16 protein-coding genes are annotated in these 19,287 nt (G+C 30.8%); 3 read left to right on the top strand and 13 right to left on the bottom strand.

Annotation, left to right across the window (positions count from 1 at the left end):
- Positions 1–4 precede the first annotated feature (4 nt).
- The 3 genes from uvrA to EXC59_RS05660 all read right to left on the bottom strand — a co-directional run bounded on the left by uvrA (position 5) and on the right by EXC59_RS05660 (position 6,015).
- Positions 5–2,827, bottom strand: coding sequence for an excinuclease ABC subunit UvrA (gene uvrA / locus EXC59_RS05670; RefSeq protein WP_035370063.1), 2,823 nt, complete (start codon positions 2,825–2,827; stop codon positions 5–7).
- Complete coding sequence (ligA, locus tag EXC59_RS05665) at positions 2,820–4,799, bottom strand: NAD-dependent DNA ligase LigA (protein WP_035370062.1); 1,980 nt, start codon at positions 4,797–4,799, stop codon at positions 2,820–2,822. The genes uvrA and ligA overlap by 8 nt, the downstream gene beginning before the upstream one ends.
- 79 nt (positions 4,800–4,878) lie before the next feature.
- On the bottom strand, positions 4,879–6,015 hold the full coding sequence (locus tag EXC59_RS05660) for an ATP-dependent helicase (protein WP_162164088.1): 1,137 nt from the start codon (positions 6,013–6,015) through the stop codon (positions 4,879–4,881).
- Positions 6,016–6,127: 112 nt separating this feature from the next.
- Between EXC59_RS05660 and EXC59_RS05655 the strand changes: the two genes are divergently transcribed.
- The gene (locus EXC59_RS05655; RefSeq protein ID WP_035370060.1) at positions 6,128–7,525 is read left to right on the top strand and encodes a WG repeat-containing protein; all 1,398 of its coding nucleotides are present in this window, start codon (positions 6,128–6,130) and stop codon (positions 7,523–7,525) included.
- 46 nt (positions 7,526–7,571) lie between these two features.
- On the opposite strand, the gene EXC59_RS05650 is transcribed toward EXC59_RS05655, so the two are convergent.
- From EXC59_RS05650 to EXC59_RS05610, 9 genes are all read right to left on the bottom strand, one after another.
- Positions 7,572–9,659 (bottom strand): ATP-dependent helicase, encoded by a 2,088-nt coding sequence (locus tag EXC59_RS05650; RefSeq protein ID WP_035370059.1) that lies wholly within the window; start codon positions 9,657–9,659, stop codon positions 7,572–7,574.
- Positions 9,660–9,674: 15 nt separating this feature from the next.
- Positions 9,675–11,309, bottom strand: coding sequence for a glutamine--tRNA ligase/YqeY domain fusion protein (locus tag EXC59_RS05645; RefSeq protein ID WP_035370058.1), 1,635 nt, complete (start codon positions 11,307–11,309; stop codon positions 9,675–9,677).
- Between the two features lie 138 nt (positions 11,310–11,447).
- Positions 11,448–13,106 (bottom strand): hypothetical protein, encoded by a 1,659-nt coding sequence (locus tag EXC59_RS05640; RefSeq protein ID WP_035370057.1) that lies wholly within the window; start codon positions 13,104–13,106, stop codon positions 11,448–11,450.
- A gap of 64 nt (positions 13,107–13,170) precedes the next feature.
- Positions 13,171–14,184 carry a tRNA (adenosine(37)-N6)-threonylcarbamoyltransferase complex transferase subunit TsaD gene (gene tsaD, locus EXC59_RS05635; protein ID WP_035370056.1) on the bottom strand — a complete coding sequence of 338 codons (1,014 nt, stop codon included), beginning with the start codon at positions 14,182–14,184 and terminating at the stop codon, positions 13,171–13,173.
- The gene (gene rimI / locus EXC59_RS05630) at positions 14,184–14,615 is read right to left on the bottom strand and encodes a ribosomal protein S18-alanine N-acetyltransferase (protein WP_035370055.1); all 432 of its coding nucleotides are present in this window, start codon (positions 14,613–14,615) and stop codon (positions 14,184–14,186) included. The genes tsaD and rimI overlap by 1 nt, the downstream gene beginning before the upstream one ends.
- Positions 14,593–15,183 carry a tRNA (adenosine(37)-N6)-threonylcarbamoyltransferase complex dimerization subunit type 1 TsaB gene (gene tsaB, locus EXC59_RS05625; protein ID WP_051659082.1) on the bottom strand — a complete coding sequence of 197 codons (591 nt, stop codon included), beginning with the start codon at positions 15,181–15,183 and terminating at the stop codon, positions 14,593–14,595. Before tsaB ends, rimI begins: the two co-directional genes overlap by 23 nt.
- Positions 15,180–15,626, bottom strand: a complete 447-nt coding sequence (tsaE, locus tag EXC59_RS05620) for a tRNA (adenosine(37)-N6)-threonylcarbamoyltransferase complex ATPase subunit type 1 TsaE (RefSeq protein ID WP_162164087.1) — start codon at positions 15,624–15,626, stop codon at positions 15,180–15,182. The genes tsaB and tsaE overlap by 4 nt, the downstream gene beginning before the upstream one ends.
- Positions 15,623–16,897 carry a glucose-6-phosphate isomerase gene (locus EXC59_RS05615; protein ID WP_162164086.1) on the bottom strand — a complete coding sequence of 425 codons (1,275 nt, stop codon included), beginning with the start codon at positions 16,895–16,897 and terminating at the stop codon, positions 15,623–15,625. Before EXC59_RS05615 ends, tsaE begins: the two co-directional genes overlap by 4 nt.
- The gene (locus EXC59_RS05610; protein WP_162164085.1) at positions 16,894–17,226 is read right to left on the bottom strand and encodes a S1 RNA-binding domain-containing protein; all 333 of its coding nucleotides are present in this window, start codon (positions 17,224–17,226) and stop codon (positions 16,894–16,896) included. Before EXC59_RS05610 ends, EXC59_RS05615 begins: the two co-directional genes overlap by 4 nt.
- A gap of 245 nt (positions 17,227–17,471) precedes the next feature.
- Here EXC59_RS05610 and EXC59_RS05605 point away from each other — a divergent pair, with 245 nt between their 5' ends.
- Positions 17,472–17,855, top strand: a complete 384-nt coding sequence (locus tag EXC59_RS05605; protein ID WP_129614222.1) for a helix-turn-helix domain-containing protein — start codon at positions 17,472–17,474, stop codon at positions 17,853–17,855.
- Positions 17,856–17,872: 17 nt separating this feature from the next.
- Positions 17,873–18,709 carry an IS3 family transposase gene (locus EXC59_RS05600; RefSeq protein WP_129614223.1) on the top strand — a complete coding sequence of 279 codons (837 nt, stop codon included), beginning with the start codon at positions 17,873–17,875 and terminating at the stop codon, positions 18,707–18,709.
- A 46-nt stretch (positions 18,710–18,755) separates the two neighbouring features.
- Here EXC59_RS05600 and EXC59_RS05595 read toward each other — a convergent pair whose 3' ends face one another.
- Positions 18,756–19,286, bottom strand: coding sequence for a hypothetical protein (locus tag EXC59_RS05595; RefSeq protein ID WP_035368237.1), 531 nt, complete (start codon positions 19,284–19,286; stop codon positions 18,756–18,758).
- Position 19,287 lies beyond the last annotated feature (1 nt).

The raw sequence follows: 19,287 nt of genomic DNA, 5'->3' as shown, positions 1-19,287 counted from the left end.
TAGATTACCCATTAAGTATTTTCTTTAAATACTGACCTGTATAACTTGCCTCAACTTGTGCCACCTCTTCTGGTGTTCCAGTTGCTACAACATACCCTCCGTTTGCGCCTCCATCCGGACCTAAATCAATGATGTAGTCTGCATTTTTAACAACGTCTAAGTTATGTTCAATGACCACTATTGTTGCTCCTTGATCCACAATTTGATGAAGTACACTCACTAAACGCTTCACATCATCTGTGTGTAATCCTGTTGTTGGTTCATCTAACACATAAAGTGTTGATGGTGTAATACGTTTATATAATTCTGAGGCAAGTTTAACTCTTTGAGCTTCCCCGCCTGATAATGTGTTTGCACTTTGGCCTAATTTAATATAGCCTAATCCCACATCTTTTAAAGTTTTTAATTGTTTGTAAATCTTTGGATGATTTTCAAAGAAATCACATGCATCTTCTACAGTCATATCTAAGACTTCTGCAATGTTTTTACCTTTGAACTTCACTTGAAGTGTTTCGTGATTATATCTTGTACCTCCACATACTTCACATGGTACATATACATCCGGTAAGAAGTGCATTGAAATTTTCTTAACACCATCACCAGAACATGCTTCACATCGTCCACCCTTAACGTTAAATGAGAATCTTCCTTTTAAGTATCCTCTCATTTTTGACTCATTTGTTTGAGCGAAGACATCACGAATATCATCAAATACACCTGTATATGTTGCTGGGTTACTTCTTGGACTATATCCAATCGGTGATTGTGAGATTTCAATAATCTTATCGATTAATCCATAATCCGCAATCATATCATGTGTACCAGCGATATCTTTAGATTTATATATTTTATTTCTTAAGCCTTTCATTAAGACTTCATTTACGAGTGTTGATTTACCAGAGCCTGATACCCCAGTTACTAATGTTAATTTACCCACTGGGAAACTTACATTAATATTTTTTAAGTTGTTTTCTCTAGCACCAATCACTAAGATATCTTTACCTGTACCCTTACGTCTTATTTTGGGTACATCTATCTTTAATTCTCCGTTTAAGTACTTACCTGTTAAACTGTTTGGGTTATTCTTAACTTCTTCAGGTGTACCAGCTGCCATGACGCTACCACCATGAATTCCAGCACCAGGTCCAATATCAATTAAGTAATCTGCACTTTCCATTGTGTCGTGATCATGTTCAACAACAATTAATGTGTTACCTAAATCACGCATCTTTTTCAGTGAGTTAATTAAGCGTTCATTATCTTTTTGATGTAAGCCAATTGATGGCTCATCTAAGACATATAACACGCCTGAAAGTTTAGAACCAATTTGTGTTGCTAAACGAATACGTTGTGCTTCGCCACCAGATAATGTACCTGCTGAACGCGCTAAATCTAAATAGCCTAACCCGACATCATTTAAAAAACTTAGGCGACTATCAATTTCTTGTAGAGCTAAATGTGCAATTTGTTGTTGTTCATTCGTTAATGTTAATTGTTTTAACAGTGGAATTAAATCAACAATTGCATGTTCCATCAGTTCACTAATATTTAAACCATTAATCTTAACAGATAATGCCGCTTGATTTAAACGATGTCCGTGACATACTGGACATGTTGATTCCGTCATGTATGATTCAATCCAAGTTCTAATCCAATCAGATGTAGTTTCTAAGTATCGTCTGTTTAATTGCGTAATGATACCTTCAAATTTTTCATACTTTTCGTGTGAACGACCTGAGTTAGAACGTAATTGGAAATTAATTTTTTCTTTGGTTCCATAAAGAATAATATCAATCTGTTCATCAGATAATTCTCTGATTGGAACATTTGTATCAATACCGTAATGTTTACATACGACTTCAATTTCTTGAAGGTTTAAGTTACCATCATCGGCATATTTAAATGGTAAGATTCCACCATCTAAAATAGCTTTTTCTTTATTTAAAACTAGTTGTTTAGAAACTTCTAGTTTTACACCTAAACCATTACAATGTGGACATGCCCCAATTGGCGTATTAAATGAGAATAAGCGTGGTTCTAATTCTGGAATGGTAAAATCAATACCTTCACAGAAATAGTTTTGTGAGAAGTTTAATATTTGTTCATTATTCACAATAACTCTTGTTCTACCATTCGCATATTTACTTGCAAGTTCCATTGCATCATATACTCTTGAACGCACTTCATCTTTAATAACAACTCTATCAACAATTAATCCGATATCATGGAATTTATTCTTATCTAAATCTTCCATTTCTTCAATTAAGGTTGCCTTACCGTCTACCCAAGCTCTTGTGAAACCATCTTTTAAGAATTGTTGTAATTTGTCTTTATGTGTACCTTTTTGTCTTTCAATTACCGGAGATACAATCATTACTTTACTTCCTTCAGGCAATTGACACACTCTTAATGTCATCTCTTCAATAGTTTGTTTAGTGACTGGTACATCAGTACCTGGGCAATAAGGTGTACCTACTCTTGCATATAAAAGTCTAAAGTAATCATAAATTTCGGTAACTGTACCTACTGTTGAACGTGGGTTATTTGAAGTTGTTCTTTGATCAATTGAAATCGACGGTGATAACCCATCAATTGAATCTACATCAGGTTTTTCATAGTTGCCTAAGAATTGTCTAGCATATGAACTAAGTGATTCCATATATCTTCTTTGACCTTCTTGATAGATCGTATCAAATGCTAAACTCGACTTACCTGAACCAGAAACACCCGTCATTACAACGAGTTTATTTTTAGGAATATCTAAATCAATATTCTTTAAGTTATTCCCTCTGGCTCCCCTTATACTAATAAAATCTTTACTATTCATTGGTCTTTTCCTTAAATTCTTCTTCACTCATAACGTAAACACCAAGGTCTTGTGCTTTTCTAAGTTTTGACCCAGCATCACTACCTGCTAAGAGATAGTTTGTCTTACTTGATACTGATGAAGATACTTTTCCTCCAAGTTTCTCAATGATTGATGATGCTTGGTCTCTTGAAAAACTTTCTAATGTTCCTGTTAGAACAAAAGTCTTTCCACTGAATTCATGATCTTTAGTGGTTTGTACTTGATATGCCATATTGATTCCAAATGATCTTAATTCATTAATCATTTCAATGTTCTTTTCATTACTAAAATATTGAACAACTGAGCTTGCAATTTGTTCACCAATTTCATGAATATCAATTAATGCTTCAAATGATGCATTCATTAAATCATCAATTGTTGGGAAATGCTTTAATAAGAGCTTAGCCACTTTTGCACCCACATGTTTAATACCTAAACCAAAGATGAAGCGATCAAATGTTTGTGTCTTTGATTTTTCAATTGCATCTAATAAGTTTTCTACTTTTTTCTTACCAAATCCAGGCAATTCCATTAACTCATCTTTATATAAATGCAATTTATAGATATCCGGAATGGTTTGTAGATAAGTTAAATCATGGAGTAATAAAACAACTTTTTCACCAAGTGATTCAATATCCATAGCAACTCTACTTGCAAAATGAATAAGTGAAAATACATTTTTACCTGTACAATTTTCATTCATACAGTAATAATCTGCTTCACCTGATTTTCTCTCTAAATGACTTCCACAAACTGGACATGTATCAATCATTTTGAATGGTTCTTGATTTGTTCTTTTATCTAAATTAACACTTAGTACTTCAGGAATAATCTCTCCTGCCTTATGAACTAATACATAGTCATTAATTCTAATATCTTTACCTAAAACATAATCTTCATTATGTAGTGTTGCTCGAGAAACCATTGAACCAGAAATTAAAACTGGTTCTAACTCAGCAACCGGTGTAATAACTCCAGTTCTACCTACTTGAAAGGCAATACCTTTAATTACTGTTTCCTGTTTTTCTGCTTCAAATTTATAAGCGGTTGCAAATTTAGGTGATTTTGCAGTATACCCAATCATTTCATGTAAACTAAGTTCATTAACCTTTACAACAATCCCATCGGTATCATAAGGTAAAGTTTTTCTTAAATCATCATATTCACTAATGTATGAAATTAATTCATCAGCGTTTTTAGCGACTTTAAAATATGGATTCACCGGGAAACCTAAGTGTTTTAAATACTTTAATAATTCTTCTTGAGTCTGAACATATTGTTTTGCATTAACAATTGCATATAGGAAAATAGATAAATCGCGTTTTGCAACAACTTTACTATCTAATTGACGAATCGTACCTGCTGCAGCATTTCTGGGATTTGCAAATAAATCCAATCCTTGTTCTAGACGTTCTACATTTGCTTTTTTAAATGATGCGTGTGACATATAGATTTCTCCACGCACTTCAATATCAATTGGTTCTTTTAAAGTTAAAGGTAATGATTTAATCGTTCTAACGTTTTGTGTCACATCTTCTCCGACTAATCCATTCCCGCGTGTTGCAGCTTTAATAAATTTACCTTGTTCGTAAATTAAAGATACTGCTAGACCATCAATCTTTAATTCAGAAACGATAGAAAAATTATCTACAACTTTATTAACTTTGTTGTAGAATCCTCTTAACTCTTCTTCATTAAAGACATTGCCTAAAGACATCATTGGTGTTGAGTGTGTATGTTTTTGAAATTCATCTAAGATACCACCACCAATTTTTTTAGTTGGTGAATTAGGATCATCATACTCAGGATATTGTTCTTCTAATTCATTTAATTCCTTTAACATCATGTCATATTCAAAATCACTGATTAAAGGTTTATCCTCAGTGTGATATGCAATATTTGCTTCATTTATCATTTTTCTTAGTTCTAAAATTCTATCTTTAATTATCATAATATTCACCTATTTTTTATTATACCACGCAACCGCATGTATCATATTTAATAAAAGTTATTAAATATAAAGGCCAAACTCACTTTGGCCTAATTTTAGTTTCTCTTAAAAACTTTGTTTTATATTTTGAATAAATTAATAGATTTGTCTTCGCTCTAGTCATCCCAACAAAAAGTAATCTTCTTTCTTCCTCTTCTTGAAGATAGGTTCCTTCTTTTTGATAAGGCATAACTTCAGCACCGTAAATAATAACTGTATCAAATTCTAATCCCTTTGACTCATGAAAAGAGTAAAAATTAACATGATAGATATAGTGACTTTCAAGTAGTTTTTTTAGTTCAAACACTTGGTAGTGATTTCTAAATAAGATTGCGATATCTTTATATGTTCTTTTTCTGATTAGATTTAGTATATGATTATTTTGTTCCTCTTCTTTTAAATAATAAATATTAACATTTCCTTCATTTAAATTATTGGTGAATAATGTCTTCTTGAAGCGATTTAAGTTGTGTTTGATTAATTCATTTGATGCAGTAAGTATTTCTTTTTTACTACGATAATTTTCTTCTAGTTTTAAGACTTCAGCATTAAAATCTTTAATATATTGATTAATGATTTCTACCTTTGCACCACGAAACTTATAGATACTTTGGTCCGGGTCTCCAACTGCAAATATCTTACATTTAGCGTGATTAAGTTTCTTAATTAGCTCATACTGTAAAAGGTTTGTATCTTGAAATTCATCAATAAAAATATATTTATATTTCTTATGTCTAATCTTTAGTGCTTCAATGATTAAATCATCAAAATCTAGTAATTCATTATCATTTAAATATTTTTGATATTTTACATATATAACTGGTTTAGCTTTTTGAAATAAACTATTTTTATAGTTTTGAATAGCAAGTATTTCTTCCTCTGTATATTGATCATTATTAAGAAAAATATTTAGTTTTTTCCCTTGACTTAATGCATGATAACAATAACCATGAAAAGTATAAACATTAACATCTTTATTACCTAAACGCTTCTTCATTTCTATACTACTTTTAACTGTAAAAGTAATCGCAAGTATGTTGCTTGGTTTTACTTTAGTAAGTAAATATTTTATTCTTTCTATGATAACTCTTGTCTTACCACTTCCTGCACCAGCAAGTAAGAAGATATGATTGTTATCTTGATAAACCGCTTTTGTTTGTTCATTATTTAACTTCATATAGTTGTACCTCAAACTATATTAGTTAACCTTATAAATTATTACTTTTTTTATGTTTGGTTTTTTTCAATATGTTACAATATATTTGTATTTACAATACGGGGAAAAGTGGATGAAAAGACTATTAATTGTGTTACTCATGATTTTATCTTTAGTAACGCTAATCGGTTGTATAAAAACAAATGAATCTGATGAAAATCCTTTATTTAATAATGGTTTAGCACCAATAAAAACTAAAGAAGGATATGTTTATATTAATAATAAATTTAAGGTTGCATTAAATGATAATTATTTAACTGCTTCTAAATTCTACAAAGGAACTGCTGTTGTTGAAACACTTGAAGGTTATTTTGTAATTGATGAAAAAGGAAATAAGTTATCTGATAATTATCAAATATTAACGCGATATGAATCGATTGATTCAATCATTTATGCCAAGTCAAATAATGAATATGGTTTACTTGATTTAAATGGTAAAGTAATTTTTACAACTAATGAATATCAATTGCATGATGTATTAGATGAATTAATTCTTGGAAGTTCTTCTACTGGGTATGGGGCACTTAATAAAAAAGGAGAAGTTGTTATTGATTTTAAATATAATCCATTCAATGAATTTTCTCATAGTGCAGTCTATTTAACTGATAAATCAAATGAATATCACTATGTGATTGACACAAAAGGGAATATTTTATTTAAAAAATCATTCGATGAGATGGACATTGATAATCTTCGAATTATTGATCAAACAAAGTATATTATTTTTTATGAAGATAAAAATACATATATAAATAATTTGGGTGAGCCTATTTTACCTGTAGGGCACATTCTAACAGGCTATGCAAATAATACACTTATTGTCACTGATTTAACCGCTACCTTACCAATCTCATATCTTGCTGATTTAGATGGTAATATCTTAAATGAAGAGGCTTTTGCACAATCATTGTCACTATCTCCTTCATTTGTTATTGGTCATGATTATATTAATAACTCTGTACAAATATTTGATTATAATGGTAATAAATTATATCCTGAAAAAGTTAGAACGATTCATGATGTTATGCATCCTGATTATTTCTTAGTCGTAAAGTATGAATCAGGTAAGTTTTCTCACTACTACTATCACATTGATGGTACTTTAATATATCATCTTAACGATGTAACTCATGCTGGTAGAATCATCGAAGATAGCATCACAAAGGAACTTTATCTAACAATTCCAGTTGATTCACAATATTCATCATATGTAACTTATAAAATAAAAGGCAAATCTTTAATAATCGCGACTGATATTTTAAAAACACCAATTGAAATCATCTCAAACTTATTTATTTATTATGATGCTCTAAATCAAATAAAAATACGCGATTTAAAAAATGGTGAAAATTTCTTAACTCTAGAAACTATATTAAATTATCAATTATATGATGATGGTTATCTTGTTGTTGAAGGTAAAGCTACATCTGTTATCGATATAAAAAACAATAATAAAATTTATACATTTTAACTCATTAAAAAAACACCTTTCCAAAAAGGTGTTTTCTTTATGTTTATTATATTTTTTTAATACTTGGATGATTTTCTAATAACTTCTTAATACCATGTGGCATCTTGAATGCAATTGTTGCGATACCATCTTCAACACCAACTACAATACCTTCACCAAACACAATGTGATTAACTTTATCACCTGCATTAAGGAATGTTGTATTCTTTTGTGTAGGAGATGATTCAAATTTTCTAGATGTAAAGACTTCTTGAACAGGTCTCATTTCTTTTAAGAAGCGAGATGGGGATGGATTCATCCAGTTACCATAAAGTAGTCTTGATTCAGAACGTGTTAAATATAAACGCTCTTTCGCACGAGTGACACCTACATAGGCGATTCTTCGTTCTTCTTCTAAATCTTTTGGATCAAATGTAGATAATGGTGATGGGAAAATTTCATCTTCCATAACTGTCATAAAGACAACTTTAAACTCTAATCCCTTCACTTGGTGAAAGGTAGAAAGTTTGATTGCGTTTCTATCATCTGCTTTGTCTAAATCGCTATATAAAGCGATTTGGTCAAGTAACTGTTGGAGACGCTCAACGAAATTCCCTTCATAGAATTGTTCACCTTGAACAAAGACTGACTTCAGTTCTTTAATGTTATCTATTCTATCTTCAGAAATATCATCTTTTTCTTCTTCAAGCATTGCGATATAACCTGAATGATATGCAACATACATAACAATTTCTTCAAGAGATTCCATGTAGTTTAGTTTATCTGACATTTCTAGAATTAATGATTTAAACTCATGCAATGCATCTTTTGCTTTACCTGAAAAATCAATATGATCGATTGCCTCAAACATTGAGATTTTTAATTCTTTTGCTTTAGCTTCTAACTTTTGAACTGAAGTTGGACCAATTGCACGTTTAGGTACATTGATAATACGTTTGAAATAAAAATCTAAATTTGGGTTTAACAATACTCTAATATATGCTAAGACATCCTTGATTTCTTTTCTTTGATAGAATGAGATACCTCCATACATAACATATGGAATGTTGTGCTTCATCATGGTATCTTCAAACGTACGAGATAAAGCATTATTTCTATAAAGAATCGCTATGTCTTCATAGTTATAGTGATAGTCACTTACTAATCTTTTAATTTCATTGGCTACCATATTAGCTTCATTAAAATCACTTTGAGCTGACCAAATAACTGGTTCAATACCATCACCTAAATTAGATTTTAAATCCTTTTCAAAAGGACGATTTTGATTTCTTTTAATTAATCTATTTGCATATGAAAGAATATGTGTTGTAGAACGATAGTTTAAATCCAAGACAACTTGATTACCAAAGTCTTTCATGAATTTATTAGCATTATTATAATCAGCACCACGGAAACCATAAATACTTTGATCGGGGTCCCCAACAACAAACACATTTCTATGTTTCATTCCTAGCAACTTAATAATCTCATATTGGATATGGTCTGTATCTTGGAACTCATCAACTAAAATATACTGGAATTTATTTTGATAATACGTTCTAGTTACTTCATCTGTTAATAAAAGTTCATGTGTTAATACTTGTAGGTCATCAAAATCCAATAGGTTGTTTTCAACTAGATTTTTTTGATAAAGTTGATAGATATTTCTTTCATGATAGTCATCAAACTTATCTTCTTTAAAGTATTTATAATCTGAAATCTTATTTCTAATATCATTTACTTTATATTGTTTATTATCCAAGTTTTGACTCTTAATTAAATCTCTAATGATTGCTTTCGCATCATCTTCATCAATAATATTAAAGTTCTTTTTATATCCTTGATTTAATCGGTCAATAAATTCTCTTAAGACTTGCACACCAAAAGCGTGGAATGTATAAATCCATGTTTTTACGGCATGTGGACCCGCCATATCAATGATACGTTCTTTCATTTCTCTTGCAGCTTTATTTGTAAATGTTACCGCAAGAATACTTTCGGGACTAATACCTGCTTGTTCAATTAAATAAGCAACTCTTGTCGTTAATGTTCTTGTCTTACCTGTTCCTGCTCCTGCAACAACAAAAAGCGGACCCTCTACATGGGTCGCAGCTTTTCTTTGTTGGTCATTTAATTTACTTAACCAGTCAGTCATTATAACTCCTTAATCTTACTTATAACTGCTCTTTAAGGCAACAACTTCATTGAAAACATAATGATTTTTATGTTTCTTGTCAAAATAACAGTTAAAGTATCCATTTCTTACGAATTGGAATTTTTCTTGATGTTGAACATCTTTTAATGCACTTTCAATAAAACCATGTTTGATTTCTAATGAATCTTTATTAAAACGTTGTTCAAGTGGTAATGATTGATCATCTAATAATAAGTTCTTATAGAAATTGAATTGTGCAGGAATTGCAGTTGTCGCTTCAACAAAATGGATTGTTCCATCTGGTTTTCTATCTTTGAACCCTGAACCTGATTTTGTTTGTGGGTCATAAGTTGCTAAAACTTCAATAACTTCACCATTTTTATCTTTTATGACATCATAGGCTTTAATGAAGTAAGTGTGGAATAAGCGAACTTCGCCACCTAAACTTAAACGTTTAAATTTATTATCAGGTTTTACTTCAACAAAGTCATCTTTTTCAATGTAGATATTTCTACCAAAGGCAACTTTTCTTCTGCCTAGAATAGATAAATCTGGATTATTTTCAACTTCAACAAATTCTAATTTATCTTCTGGATAGTTAGTGATAGTCACTTTAAGTGGGTTAACTACCGCAAACACTCTCTTCGTTTTAGCTTGTAAGTCTTCTCTAACGAAAGATTCTAACATATCAACAGAAACTTCTGAGTTCACTTTACTTAAACCAGTTGAAAGAATAAATGCACGAATTGCTTCTTTTGTATAACCTTTTCTTCTTAAACCACCAATTGTAGGCATTCTTGGGTCGTCCCATCCGTCTACTAAACCTTGGTCAACTAAGAATTTTAAGTAACGTTTTGACATCACTGTGTTTTCAATACCTAAGCGACCAAATTCAATTTGTCTTGGCACTAAAGGCATTTCAGTTTCTCTAACAACCCAGTCATATAATGGTCTATGGTCTTCGAATTCTAATGAACATAGTGAGTGTGTAATTCCTTCAATCGCATCTTCAATTGGATGTGCATAGTCATACATAGGATAAATCTTCCACATATCACCTGTATTATGGTGATGTGCAAAACTAATTCTATATAAAACTGGGTCACGCATGTTCATGTTAGGGCTAGCCATATCAATTTTAGCTCTTAAAACTTTTTCCCCTTCTTTGAACTTACCTTCCTTCATTGCTTCAAATAGTTCTAAGTTTTCTTCAACTGAACGATTACGATATGGTGAAGGAATACCTGGAGTGACAACGTCTCCTCTAGTTTTTGCGATTTCTTCTGCTGTTTGATCATCAACATAAGCTAAACCTTTTCTAATTAAAAGTTTTGCTCTTTCATACATTTCTGTAAAATAGTTAGACGCAAAATAAACGCCATGTGGTTCATAGCCTAACCATTTAACATCTTCTAAAATACCTTTAACATAAATATCATCTTCTTTAGATGGGTTTGTATCATCATAACGTAAATTAGTATAGCCACCAAATGCTTTAGCTAATTCAAAGTTAGTGATAATTGCACGCGCATGTCCAATATGTAAGAATCCATTTGGTTCTGGTGGGAATCTTGTGATAATGCTACTATGCTTGCCAGTTTTTAAATCTTCTTCCATAATTGACTTAATAAAATTAGATTGATTTTCCATGAATTGCACCTTCTTACTTATAATAAGTTAAACAATTATTCATTAATTGTTTTTTTATAAGAATATCTTATAAATTATCTATTACATTATATCATAGAAAAAAGGACTGAAGATTATATCTTCAACCCTTTTTTTACTTTATGGGATTAAATTGCCTAAATTACTAATATCACCAAGCGAATCTAGTAATTGATCAAATAATAAAGATTGTTGGGTAGGGTCTAAATTATTGATTGCATCTAAAATTCCACTTGTATCATTGCTAGTCGGATTTGCTAAGAAATCTTCAAAGGCATCTAAGACATCTGCATATTCAGGATCTTGTAAAACATCATTTAAAGCATCTGAGATTGCATCTTGGAGTTCCGCTAAGACTGAAGCATTTGTTCCGTTTGGTTCTAATTCAAATACTAAATAACTTCCGTTAACACTGATTTGTTTAACAGTCACACCTTGTGTAGCAAATTCGTTTAAGAAATCTTCTAAAATAATTTGATTTCCTTGGATGATATCTGTTTCGCCTACAAGTTTCAATACTTTTTCAATTGTTGCACTTGATACTGTTTCAGTATCTCCAATACCTACTTCAGTAATTGTAAATACTAAATCTGAAGCATTAACTGAAGGTGTAGTTTTTAAGATAAAACTTGTCTTAAATTGCTTCGTAGGGTCACTTTCCTTAACTATCTTTAAAATAATATTAAAATGAACTTGGTTATTTACAAAGCGAGCAAAGAGTGGCTCTGTTTGAATAAGATAAGCTTCTCCACCTAATTCAATTTTTTCTGAAATATTCATTGAATCTCTTACATAATAATCAAGTAATTGATTAAATGCCATTTCATGCATGTTATATTTTAATGTTGATTCATTTGATAATAAAGTTGATACAAGTAAACTTGATAGTTGACCTGTAAATAATGTTTCAACATCTTGATCATTTTGAAGTTGGCTTGTTAATACATAGCCTGCATCAGTTGATCTTAGTTTACCTAATTCAAGTTTCAATCCACCATGTGTATCCGTAAAGGTTGATTCAATTAATTCTAATTCATCTACCATCGCAAACACAGCATCTAACATTGCGTTTTCATTAGAATTATTAACAAATCCTAAAATATCTTTTGATGTGATAACAACTGTACGTGTGTCTAAGTCAAAGTTACCTAAACCCTGTATAGATTGTTGAATAAATTCATTTATTGATTTTTTGAATATTTGTTTAACTAACCAATTTGCTCCATCATACATCCAAAAGACTGGTAAGTTACCAATATTTACACTTTTAACTGCTAACTTGATAACGGTTTGTGTCGTGCCATCTTCAAGTTCAACTGCATCAATCACTAATCCTAATGTAATTTTTAATGTTGTTTTATAGTATATACCATTAAATCCTGCATCAGCTCCAGCAGTAATTGTTAATTCATCTTCAGCAAATGTAATATTTGCTCCTTTGAAACCACCAAAGTTGCCAAATTTAATTGCATATAACCTGTCTTCTTTCGGAAGAGATTCATCTTCTGACATGAATGAAGGATTATCTTTAGCATATAAAGTCTTCATTGCAGCATTTGCTTCATTTTTAGTGAGCGTGAATTCAAATGATTCTTTACTTGGATCACTTAAAAATAAATCTAAGTTTCTTGCTGCGATATCAGTAAATGATAGTTCCTCTGTGACTAAAAAGTCATCAGCTGGTATTGTATACCCTTTGTACATTATTGCTAATAAAATAAATGGTGATAACGTAATTAGCAATAGTATAATCTTGATTAATCTAAAAATTAATTTCATTTCTCTCCCCCCTACCTTTAATATAATTATAAAGAGTATTTTAACAATACTCTCTATATTTTGCTTAACTATTTATTTTAAAGTGGTCAAAAGCTAAACTTGAGGTACCTTTGATACCGTATTTATTTTCAGCCTGTTGAATTTTGTTTTGATAATATGCAGCAATACCAATCATCGCAGCTTGGTCAGTACAATATTGGAATTCTGGAAATATAACTTCAAAATCGGTAATTGTTGAAACTAATCTATGACGTAAACCTTTATTTGCTGAAACTCCACCAGCAACAATAACTTGTTTAACATTTAATTCTTTTGCTGCTGCATAAGTTTTTTCAACCAATACTTCCGTAACAACATCTTGGAATGATGCACAAACATCTTCAACCTTGAACGTTTCATTTCTTTGTTTCATATTATGTACTAAGTTTAACACGGCACTTTTAAGTCCAGAAAAAGAGAAGTTAAATGGTTCATTTTTTAAATAAGGTTTAGGTAATTTATATTTAATTTCTCCAATATGTGCAAGTTTATCAACAATTGGTCCTGCTGGATAGTTTAATCCTAAGATTCTACCAACTTTATCGTATGCTTCACCTACAGCATCATCTAAAGTTGTACCAAGAATTTCAATATCCATATGATCCTTAATTAATAATAATTCTGTGTGTCCACCACTCACTAATAAGCATAGTGAGGGAAATCTCATTTCGTGATTGATTTGTGATGCATAAATATGTCCAATCAAATGGTTAACACCTATAATTGGTAAGTCATTTGCATAAGCAAAGGTTGCTGCTGCATTAATTCCAACAAGTAATGAACCAATTAATCCTGGCCCCTGTGTCACAGCAACTAAATCAATATCTTTAACTGTTACATTTGCATCTTTCATCGCTTGTTCAAACATGTAAAGCATCATCTCAATATGTGCTCTTGAAGCGATTTCTGGGACAACACCACCAAAACGTTCATGTGTTTTGATTTGTGATAAAACTGCATTTGATAAGACTTCTTTTCCATCTTTAGTAATAGCTACTGAAGTTTCATCGCATGAAGTTTCTACTGATAAAATAATCATTATTTTACCTCCATGATCATCATATAGGCGTCATCATCGCCATAATAATTTTTAAGTGTGCGAATATGTTTTGCACCAAATTGTTCGTATAAATGAATCGCCTTAGTGTTCTTACTTCTTACTTCTAAGACAAGTGACTCAACACCTTCTGACTTCATTTCATACGTAATTGTTTTAAATAATTCTTTGCCAAGACCTAAACCTTGATAAGGCGTGTCAATTAGAAAATTAATAATATCTGCATTTTTATCAATCACACGATATGAAATATATCCAATAATCATATCATCTTTTTCATAAACAAAGATGCGTGAAAATGGATTTTCCAACATCTCTTGACGTAAAAATGAATAACCTAATGAATGGTTAAATATTTTTTCTTCTAATTTAACAATTGTTTCTAGATCTTTAAGATCTGCTTTCCTGATCAAGTTTATTTTCTGCCTCAGTCTTTCTTAAATAGTTTGGTACAATCGCAAACACATCTTTAACTAATATAGCGTTTTTGATGACTCTATTACTATCGATATTAATAGTATCTTCTTTAATGATTAATAATTTATTTTTTTCTTCTTCTGATAAATCATTTAAATTTCTAACGGATTCTTCGCCGATTAATTCACCTTTTTTAAAGACACCTTGGAATCCATCGTTATTTCTAGCGTCATGCCAAATGATTAATTCATCATCATATCCTGAAGCTAAAAATGCTAAACTACTAATTTTCATTAACGGCTTGTTTAAAGTATATGACAACATCTTCGCTGTCATTAATCCAACACGTAATCCGGTATATGAACCTGGTCCAATCCCTATCACAAATTCATCAATTTCTTTAATATCTGTTTTATTTTTCTTTAATAATTCATCAATTAAAGGAACGATAAATGCTTGGTGATCTGATTTACCTTTTCTAAATATTTTGTCGATTAACTTGTTATTTTCGTGTAACATCAACACCATAACATCTGTTGATGTATCAATTAATAAATATTTCATATGTTGGCTTCCCATTCATCGTTTATATGATGTGAGTGAACTTCAATTTCTCGTGTGTCTTCATTAATAAACGTTAACTTCAGTTCGACGTATCTATCTGGTAAGAGTTGATTGACTTGATAAGGCCACTCAATGACTGTAAATCCATCTTCATCATTAATATAATCCTCTAAATCAAAGTCGTTGCCTACTTCATTTAATCTATATAAATCTAAGTGATATAGCGTTACATCCCCAGGATAAGTTTTTAAAATCGTAAAAGTAGGGGAATTGACAATCCCCTTAACTCCTAGTGCTTTAGCGATACCTTTAGTAATTGTTGTTTTACCTGCTGATAAGTTACCATCTAAAAGAATTACTTTTACATCTTTAGGTAAAGCTTTAACAATTTTTTCGCCTAATTCAATTGTTTCTTCTCTTGAGTTTGTTGTAAACTTTCTCATTTCTTCCCTAATAAAGCAAACATGTTCTTCTTATAAGCTTCAACCCCTGGTTGATCAAATGGGTTAACACCTAATAAGTAAGCTGACATCGCACAAGCAATTTCAAAGAAGTATACTAAGTATCCGAAGTGGTAAGCATCCATCTTATCAATTGTTAATAAAATGTTTGGAACATTACCATCTACGTGTGCCATTTGTGTACCAAGTAAAGCCTGTAAGTTAACATAACTTACTTCTTTCCCTGCAATATAATTTAATTTATCTAAATCTGCATCATCAAATGGAATAGCTAATTTATCAGTTTTCTTAACTTGCATAACTGTTTCGAAAATGATTCTTTGTCCATCTTGAATTTGTTGACCTAATGAGTGTAAGTCAGTTGTAAATGATGCTGAGTTAACTAATAAACCTTTACCATTCTTACCTTCTGATTCACCATATAATTGTTTCCACCATTCAGCGAAGAAGCCTAAACGTGGTTCATAGTTTACTAAATATTCAACTGCTTTACCTGATTCATATAAAGCATAACGTGTTGCAGCATATAAGTATGCTGGGTTTTTCTTTAAATCCGGGTCTTGTGCATCATCATAAGCTTTTTGTGCACCAGCTAAAATTTCTTTAACATCAACACCTGCAAAAATAAATGGTAATAAACCTACTGCAGATAATACTGAGAAACGACCGCCAACATTATCTTCAATTACAAATTTTTCATATCCTTCTTGTGTTGCTAGTTGGAATAATGCACCACGTGCTTTATCTGTTGTAGCAAAAATTCTTCTTCTTGCTTCTTCTACACCATATTTAGCTTCAATATGTTGTTTTAAGAATCTAAATGCTACTGCAGGTTCTGTTGTTGTACCAGACTTAGAAATAACATTGATTGCATAGTTTTTCTTGTTTAAGTATTTTAATAAATTCTTTAAGTAATTTGCTGATAAGTGATTTCCAGCAAAGATAATTTCAGGTTTTGATTTCTTGAAAGGTTCTTTAACAAATTCTAAACCAGCTTTAGCTCCTAAATATGAACCACCAATACCAACAACCACTAAAACATCTAAATTCTTAAATTGTTCTTTTAACTTATAGATTCTTTCGACTTCTTCCTTATTATATGCATAAGGTAAATCTAACCATCCTAAAAAATCATTTCCTAGGCCTGTTTTTTCTTTAATCATCTTGTGAACTTCATTTACTCTTGGTTGCAATATTGTGACTTTTTTATCTAAAAATTGTTGCGCTTTTTTGATATCGATTTTTAAACTCATTTTATTTCCTCTTTCTTTTGATTTATCCATTCATTTCTTTTCTTTTCAATGGATCTAAATCCGATTTTTATGTCAACTTGTTGAGAAACACGTTGGTTAACTTGTTGGGCTTGCTTATAAGAAAGTTGCAATTTCTTTGTAGCATCATCAAAATCAATGACTTTGGCATTTACAAAATCACCCACATTAAATAATTTGTTTATATCTGCAACAAAACGATCTGATACTTCTGAAATGTGGATAAGTCCTTGATAATCTTCATATTCAACAAACACACCGTAAGATTGAATACCTGTTATTTTACATGATAAGATAATGCCTTTTTCCATAACCCACTAACCTCTCTTATTTTTCAACTTATTATATCATTTATCATACTCCTTATAAAGGAAAAAAACATGAGAATACACATGAAAACGGTAGAAATTTAGCCTTTTTCTTAATGTTTTCATTATTTTGTGATAAATGCCTTAATTACAAAAAAATACCCACGAATGAAATAGTAAGATGTTAGTAGACACAAAAAACTACTAGCATCTTTTTTTGTATAATTTAAGTAAAAGGAGGCATAACTATGGGAAGACCAAAAGGTGTTAAGAATAAGACTGAATCACGATACTGGAGTAAAGAAGCTAAGTATGAATATGTTAAGCTGGTTCTATCGGGCGAATGTAGTGCACTGGAATTAGGAAGAAAGAATAATATATCTAACGGAATGATTTCAACATGGGTCAGAAAATATAATGAAGGTGGCATAGATGCACTAGAGAATAAGAGAAAGCCAGGGAATCCACTTTCTAAATTTATGCTAAAGAAAAACCTAACAGAATTAGAACAACTCCAATATGAAAACATGAAATTAAGAATAGAGAATGAACGTTTAAAAAAAGGATACACAACCGAGGAGGTGATGGAAATAAAGTTAAGAAGAAAATCCAAAGCGAATACGAAATCATAGCTTTATTAAGTAAAGAAATGAATATTGAAAATTTATGTATATATATGGGTGTATCACGATCAGGATATTATAAATGGATAAAAAGAAAAGGTACCTTAAACAGGTACCAAATTAACAGATTATGGTTAATCGAAGAAATCAAAGAAAGTTATAAGAAGCATAAAGTATGGGGTTATAAACATAGAGCGGAGCATATTAGGAATAAAACAAAACGATACTTTTCAGACCTTTTATGCCATCAGTGCTGTAAATTATTAGGTATTCGTTCAAAAGCAAGAATGAAGCGCCACAAGTCCGGAAAAGAACACGAGATATATCCTAATTTACTACATGATTTTCATACAAGTCGTCCATTTGAGAAAGTATGTACAGATACAACAATACTAACGCATAAAAGTGGTAAATATGACTGGAATCTATATATTGATTTATTTGATCATACGATTATATCTTACGATATTAGACGCAGTAATTATGGTGCAAGTCCTTCAAATCACTATACAGCTGCAAAAAACTTTTTAAGACAAAAACAAAAAAGAGGATATATGAACCTTGACACGATTGTGCATTCTGATCAAGGAGCAATATATACCTCAAGAGGATTCAACTCTTTATTTAATCATACCATAAAAAGATCAATGTCGAGAATAGCAACCCCTACAGATAATCCAATTATTGAATCCCTAAATGGTTGGATCAAAGATGAACTTAAATATGACTATAATTTTTATCACAGTGATAATCCATTAGAGATTATAAAAAAGTATGTTGAGTATTTCAATAATGAAAGATTAGCATACTCATTAAGATATAAAACCCCAATACAGTATAGAACTGAATTGAGGTTTAAATAATTTTTTATGTCTACAAAGTATTGACTACTTCAACGAAGGGTATTATTTAATCAATTCTATTCATTCTTAATGCTGTGTAAGTAATAATTGATACTGGGAAAATTAAATCGATCAATGCGTATGCAAGTATAAATACAGAAGATAAATTAATATTTCCAATAACTGCTCTAAAGATTGATAGGAAATCACTCGCTGTAAAAATTGCTGCCGGAAGTGCCAAGATAATAATCATGTATGTTGTATTATTTTTTCTAAACGAATTACTTAAAAAACTTTGAGCAAATAAATATAGAGCAACATAGAGTACAATTTGAGCAATCCCTGGAAGTGATAGTGCAACACTTGGATTTTGTGCAAACCCTAAAATAATTCTAACAATTAATACAGCTGCCGAAAGTACTAAAACAATTCGACTTCGATCAGTATGATCCATATAAAGTGCCGCAAGGAATAACACTAAGTATAGATTTGAAATAATAAAATCAAAATCTCCAATAAATATTCCAGCATATAATACTGATGCTAATACAATTGCAAACATGACAAACATAATTCTTTGACGTAACGAACGTTCCATC

The organism is Acholeplasma hippikon (assembly GCF_900660755.1).
GTDB classification, from domain to species: domain Bacteria; phylum Bacillota_I; class Bacilli_A; order Acholeplasmatales; family Acholeplasmataceae; genus Acholeplasma; species Acholeplasma hippikon.
This window is presented reverse-complemented; position numbering and strand designations above follow the sequence as displayed.

Excerpts from the sequence above, each read along its gene's own strand:
- EXC59_RS05660 (WP_162164088.1), bottom strand. The coding sequence starts at position 6,015 with ATGAAGTTAAATAATGAACAAACAAAAGCGGTTTATCAAGATAACAAT.
- EXC59_RS05650 (WP_035370059.1), bottom strand. The coding sequence starts at position 9,659 with ATGACTGACTGGTTAAGTAAATTAAATGACCAACAAAGAAAAGCTGCG.
- EXC59_RS05605 (WP_129614222.1), top strand. The coding sequence starts at position 17,472 with ATGGGAAGACCAAAAGGTGTTAAGAATAAGACTGAATCACGATACTGG.
- EXC59_RS05600 (WP_129614223.1), top strand. The coding sequence starts at position 17,873 with ATGAATATTGAAAATTTATGTATATATATGGGTGTATCACGATCAGGA.
- EXC59_RS05655 (WP_035370060.1), top strand. The coding sequence starts at position 6,128 with ATGAAAAGACTATTAATTGTGTTACTCATGATTTTATCTTTAGTAACG.
- EXC59_RS05640 (WP_035370057.1), bottom strand. The coding sequence starts at position 13,106 with ATGAAATTAATTTTTAGATTAATCAAGATTATACTATTGCTAATTACG.
- ligA (WP_035370062.1), bottom strand. The coding sequence starts at position 4,799 with ATGATAATTAAAGATAGAATTTTAGAACTAAGAAAAATGATAAATGAA.
- tsaD (WP_035370056.1), bottom strand. The coding sequence starts at position 14,184 with ATGATTATTTTATCAGTAGAAACTTCATGCGATGAAACTTCAGTAGCT.
- EXC59_RS05645 (WP_035370058.1), bottom strand. The coding sequence starts at position 11,309 with ATGGAAAATCAATCTAATTTTATTAAGTCAATTATGGAAGAAGATTTA.
- EXC59_RS05615 (WP_162164086.1), bottom strand. The coding sequence starts at position 16,897 with ATGAGTTTAAAAATCGATATCAAAAAAGCGCAACAATTTTTAGATAAA.
- uvrA (WP_035370063.1), bottom strand. The coding sequence starts at position 2,827 with ATGAATAGTAAAGATTTTATTAGTATAAGGGGAGCCAGAGGGAATAAC.
- tsaE (WP_162164087.1), bottom strand. The coding sequence starts at position 15,626 with ATGAGAAAGTTTACAACAAACTCAAGAGAAGAAACAATTGAATTAGGC.
- tsaB (WP_051659082.1), bottom strand. The coding sequence starts at position 15,183 with ATGAAATATTTATTAATTGATACATCAACAGATGTTATGGTGTTGATG.
- EXC59_RS05610 (WP_162164085.1), bottom strand. The coding sequence starts at position 17,226 with ATGGAAAAAGGCATTATCTTATCATGTAAAATAACAGGTATTCAATCT.
- EXC59_RS05595 (WP_035368237.1), bottom strand. The coding sequence starts at position 19,286 with ATGGAACGTTCGTTACGTCAAAGAATTATGTTTGTCATGTTTGCAATT.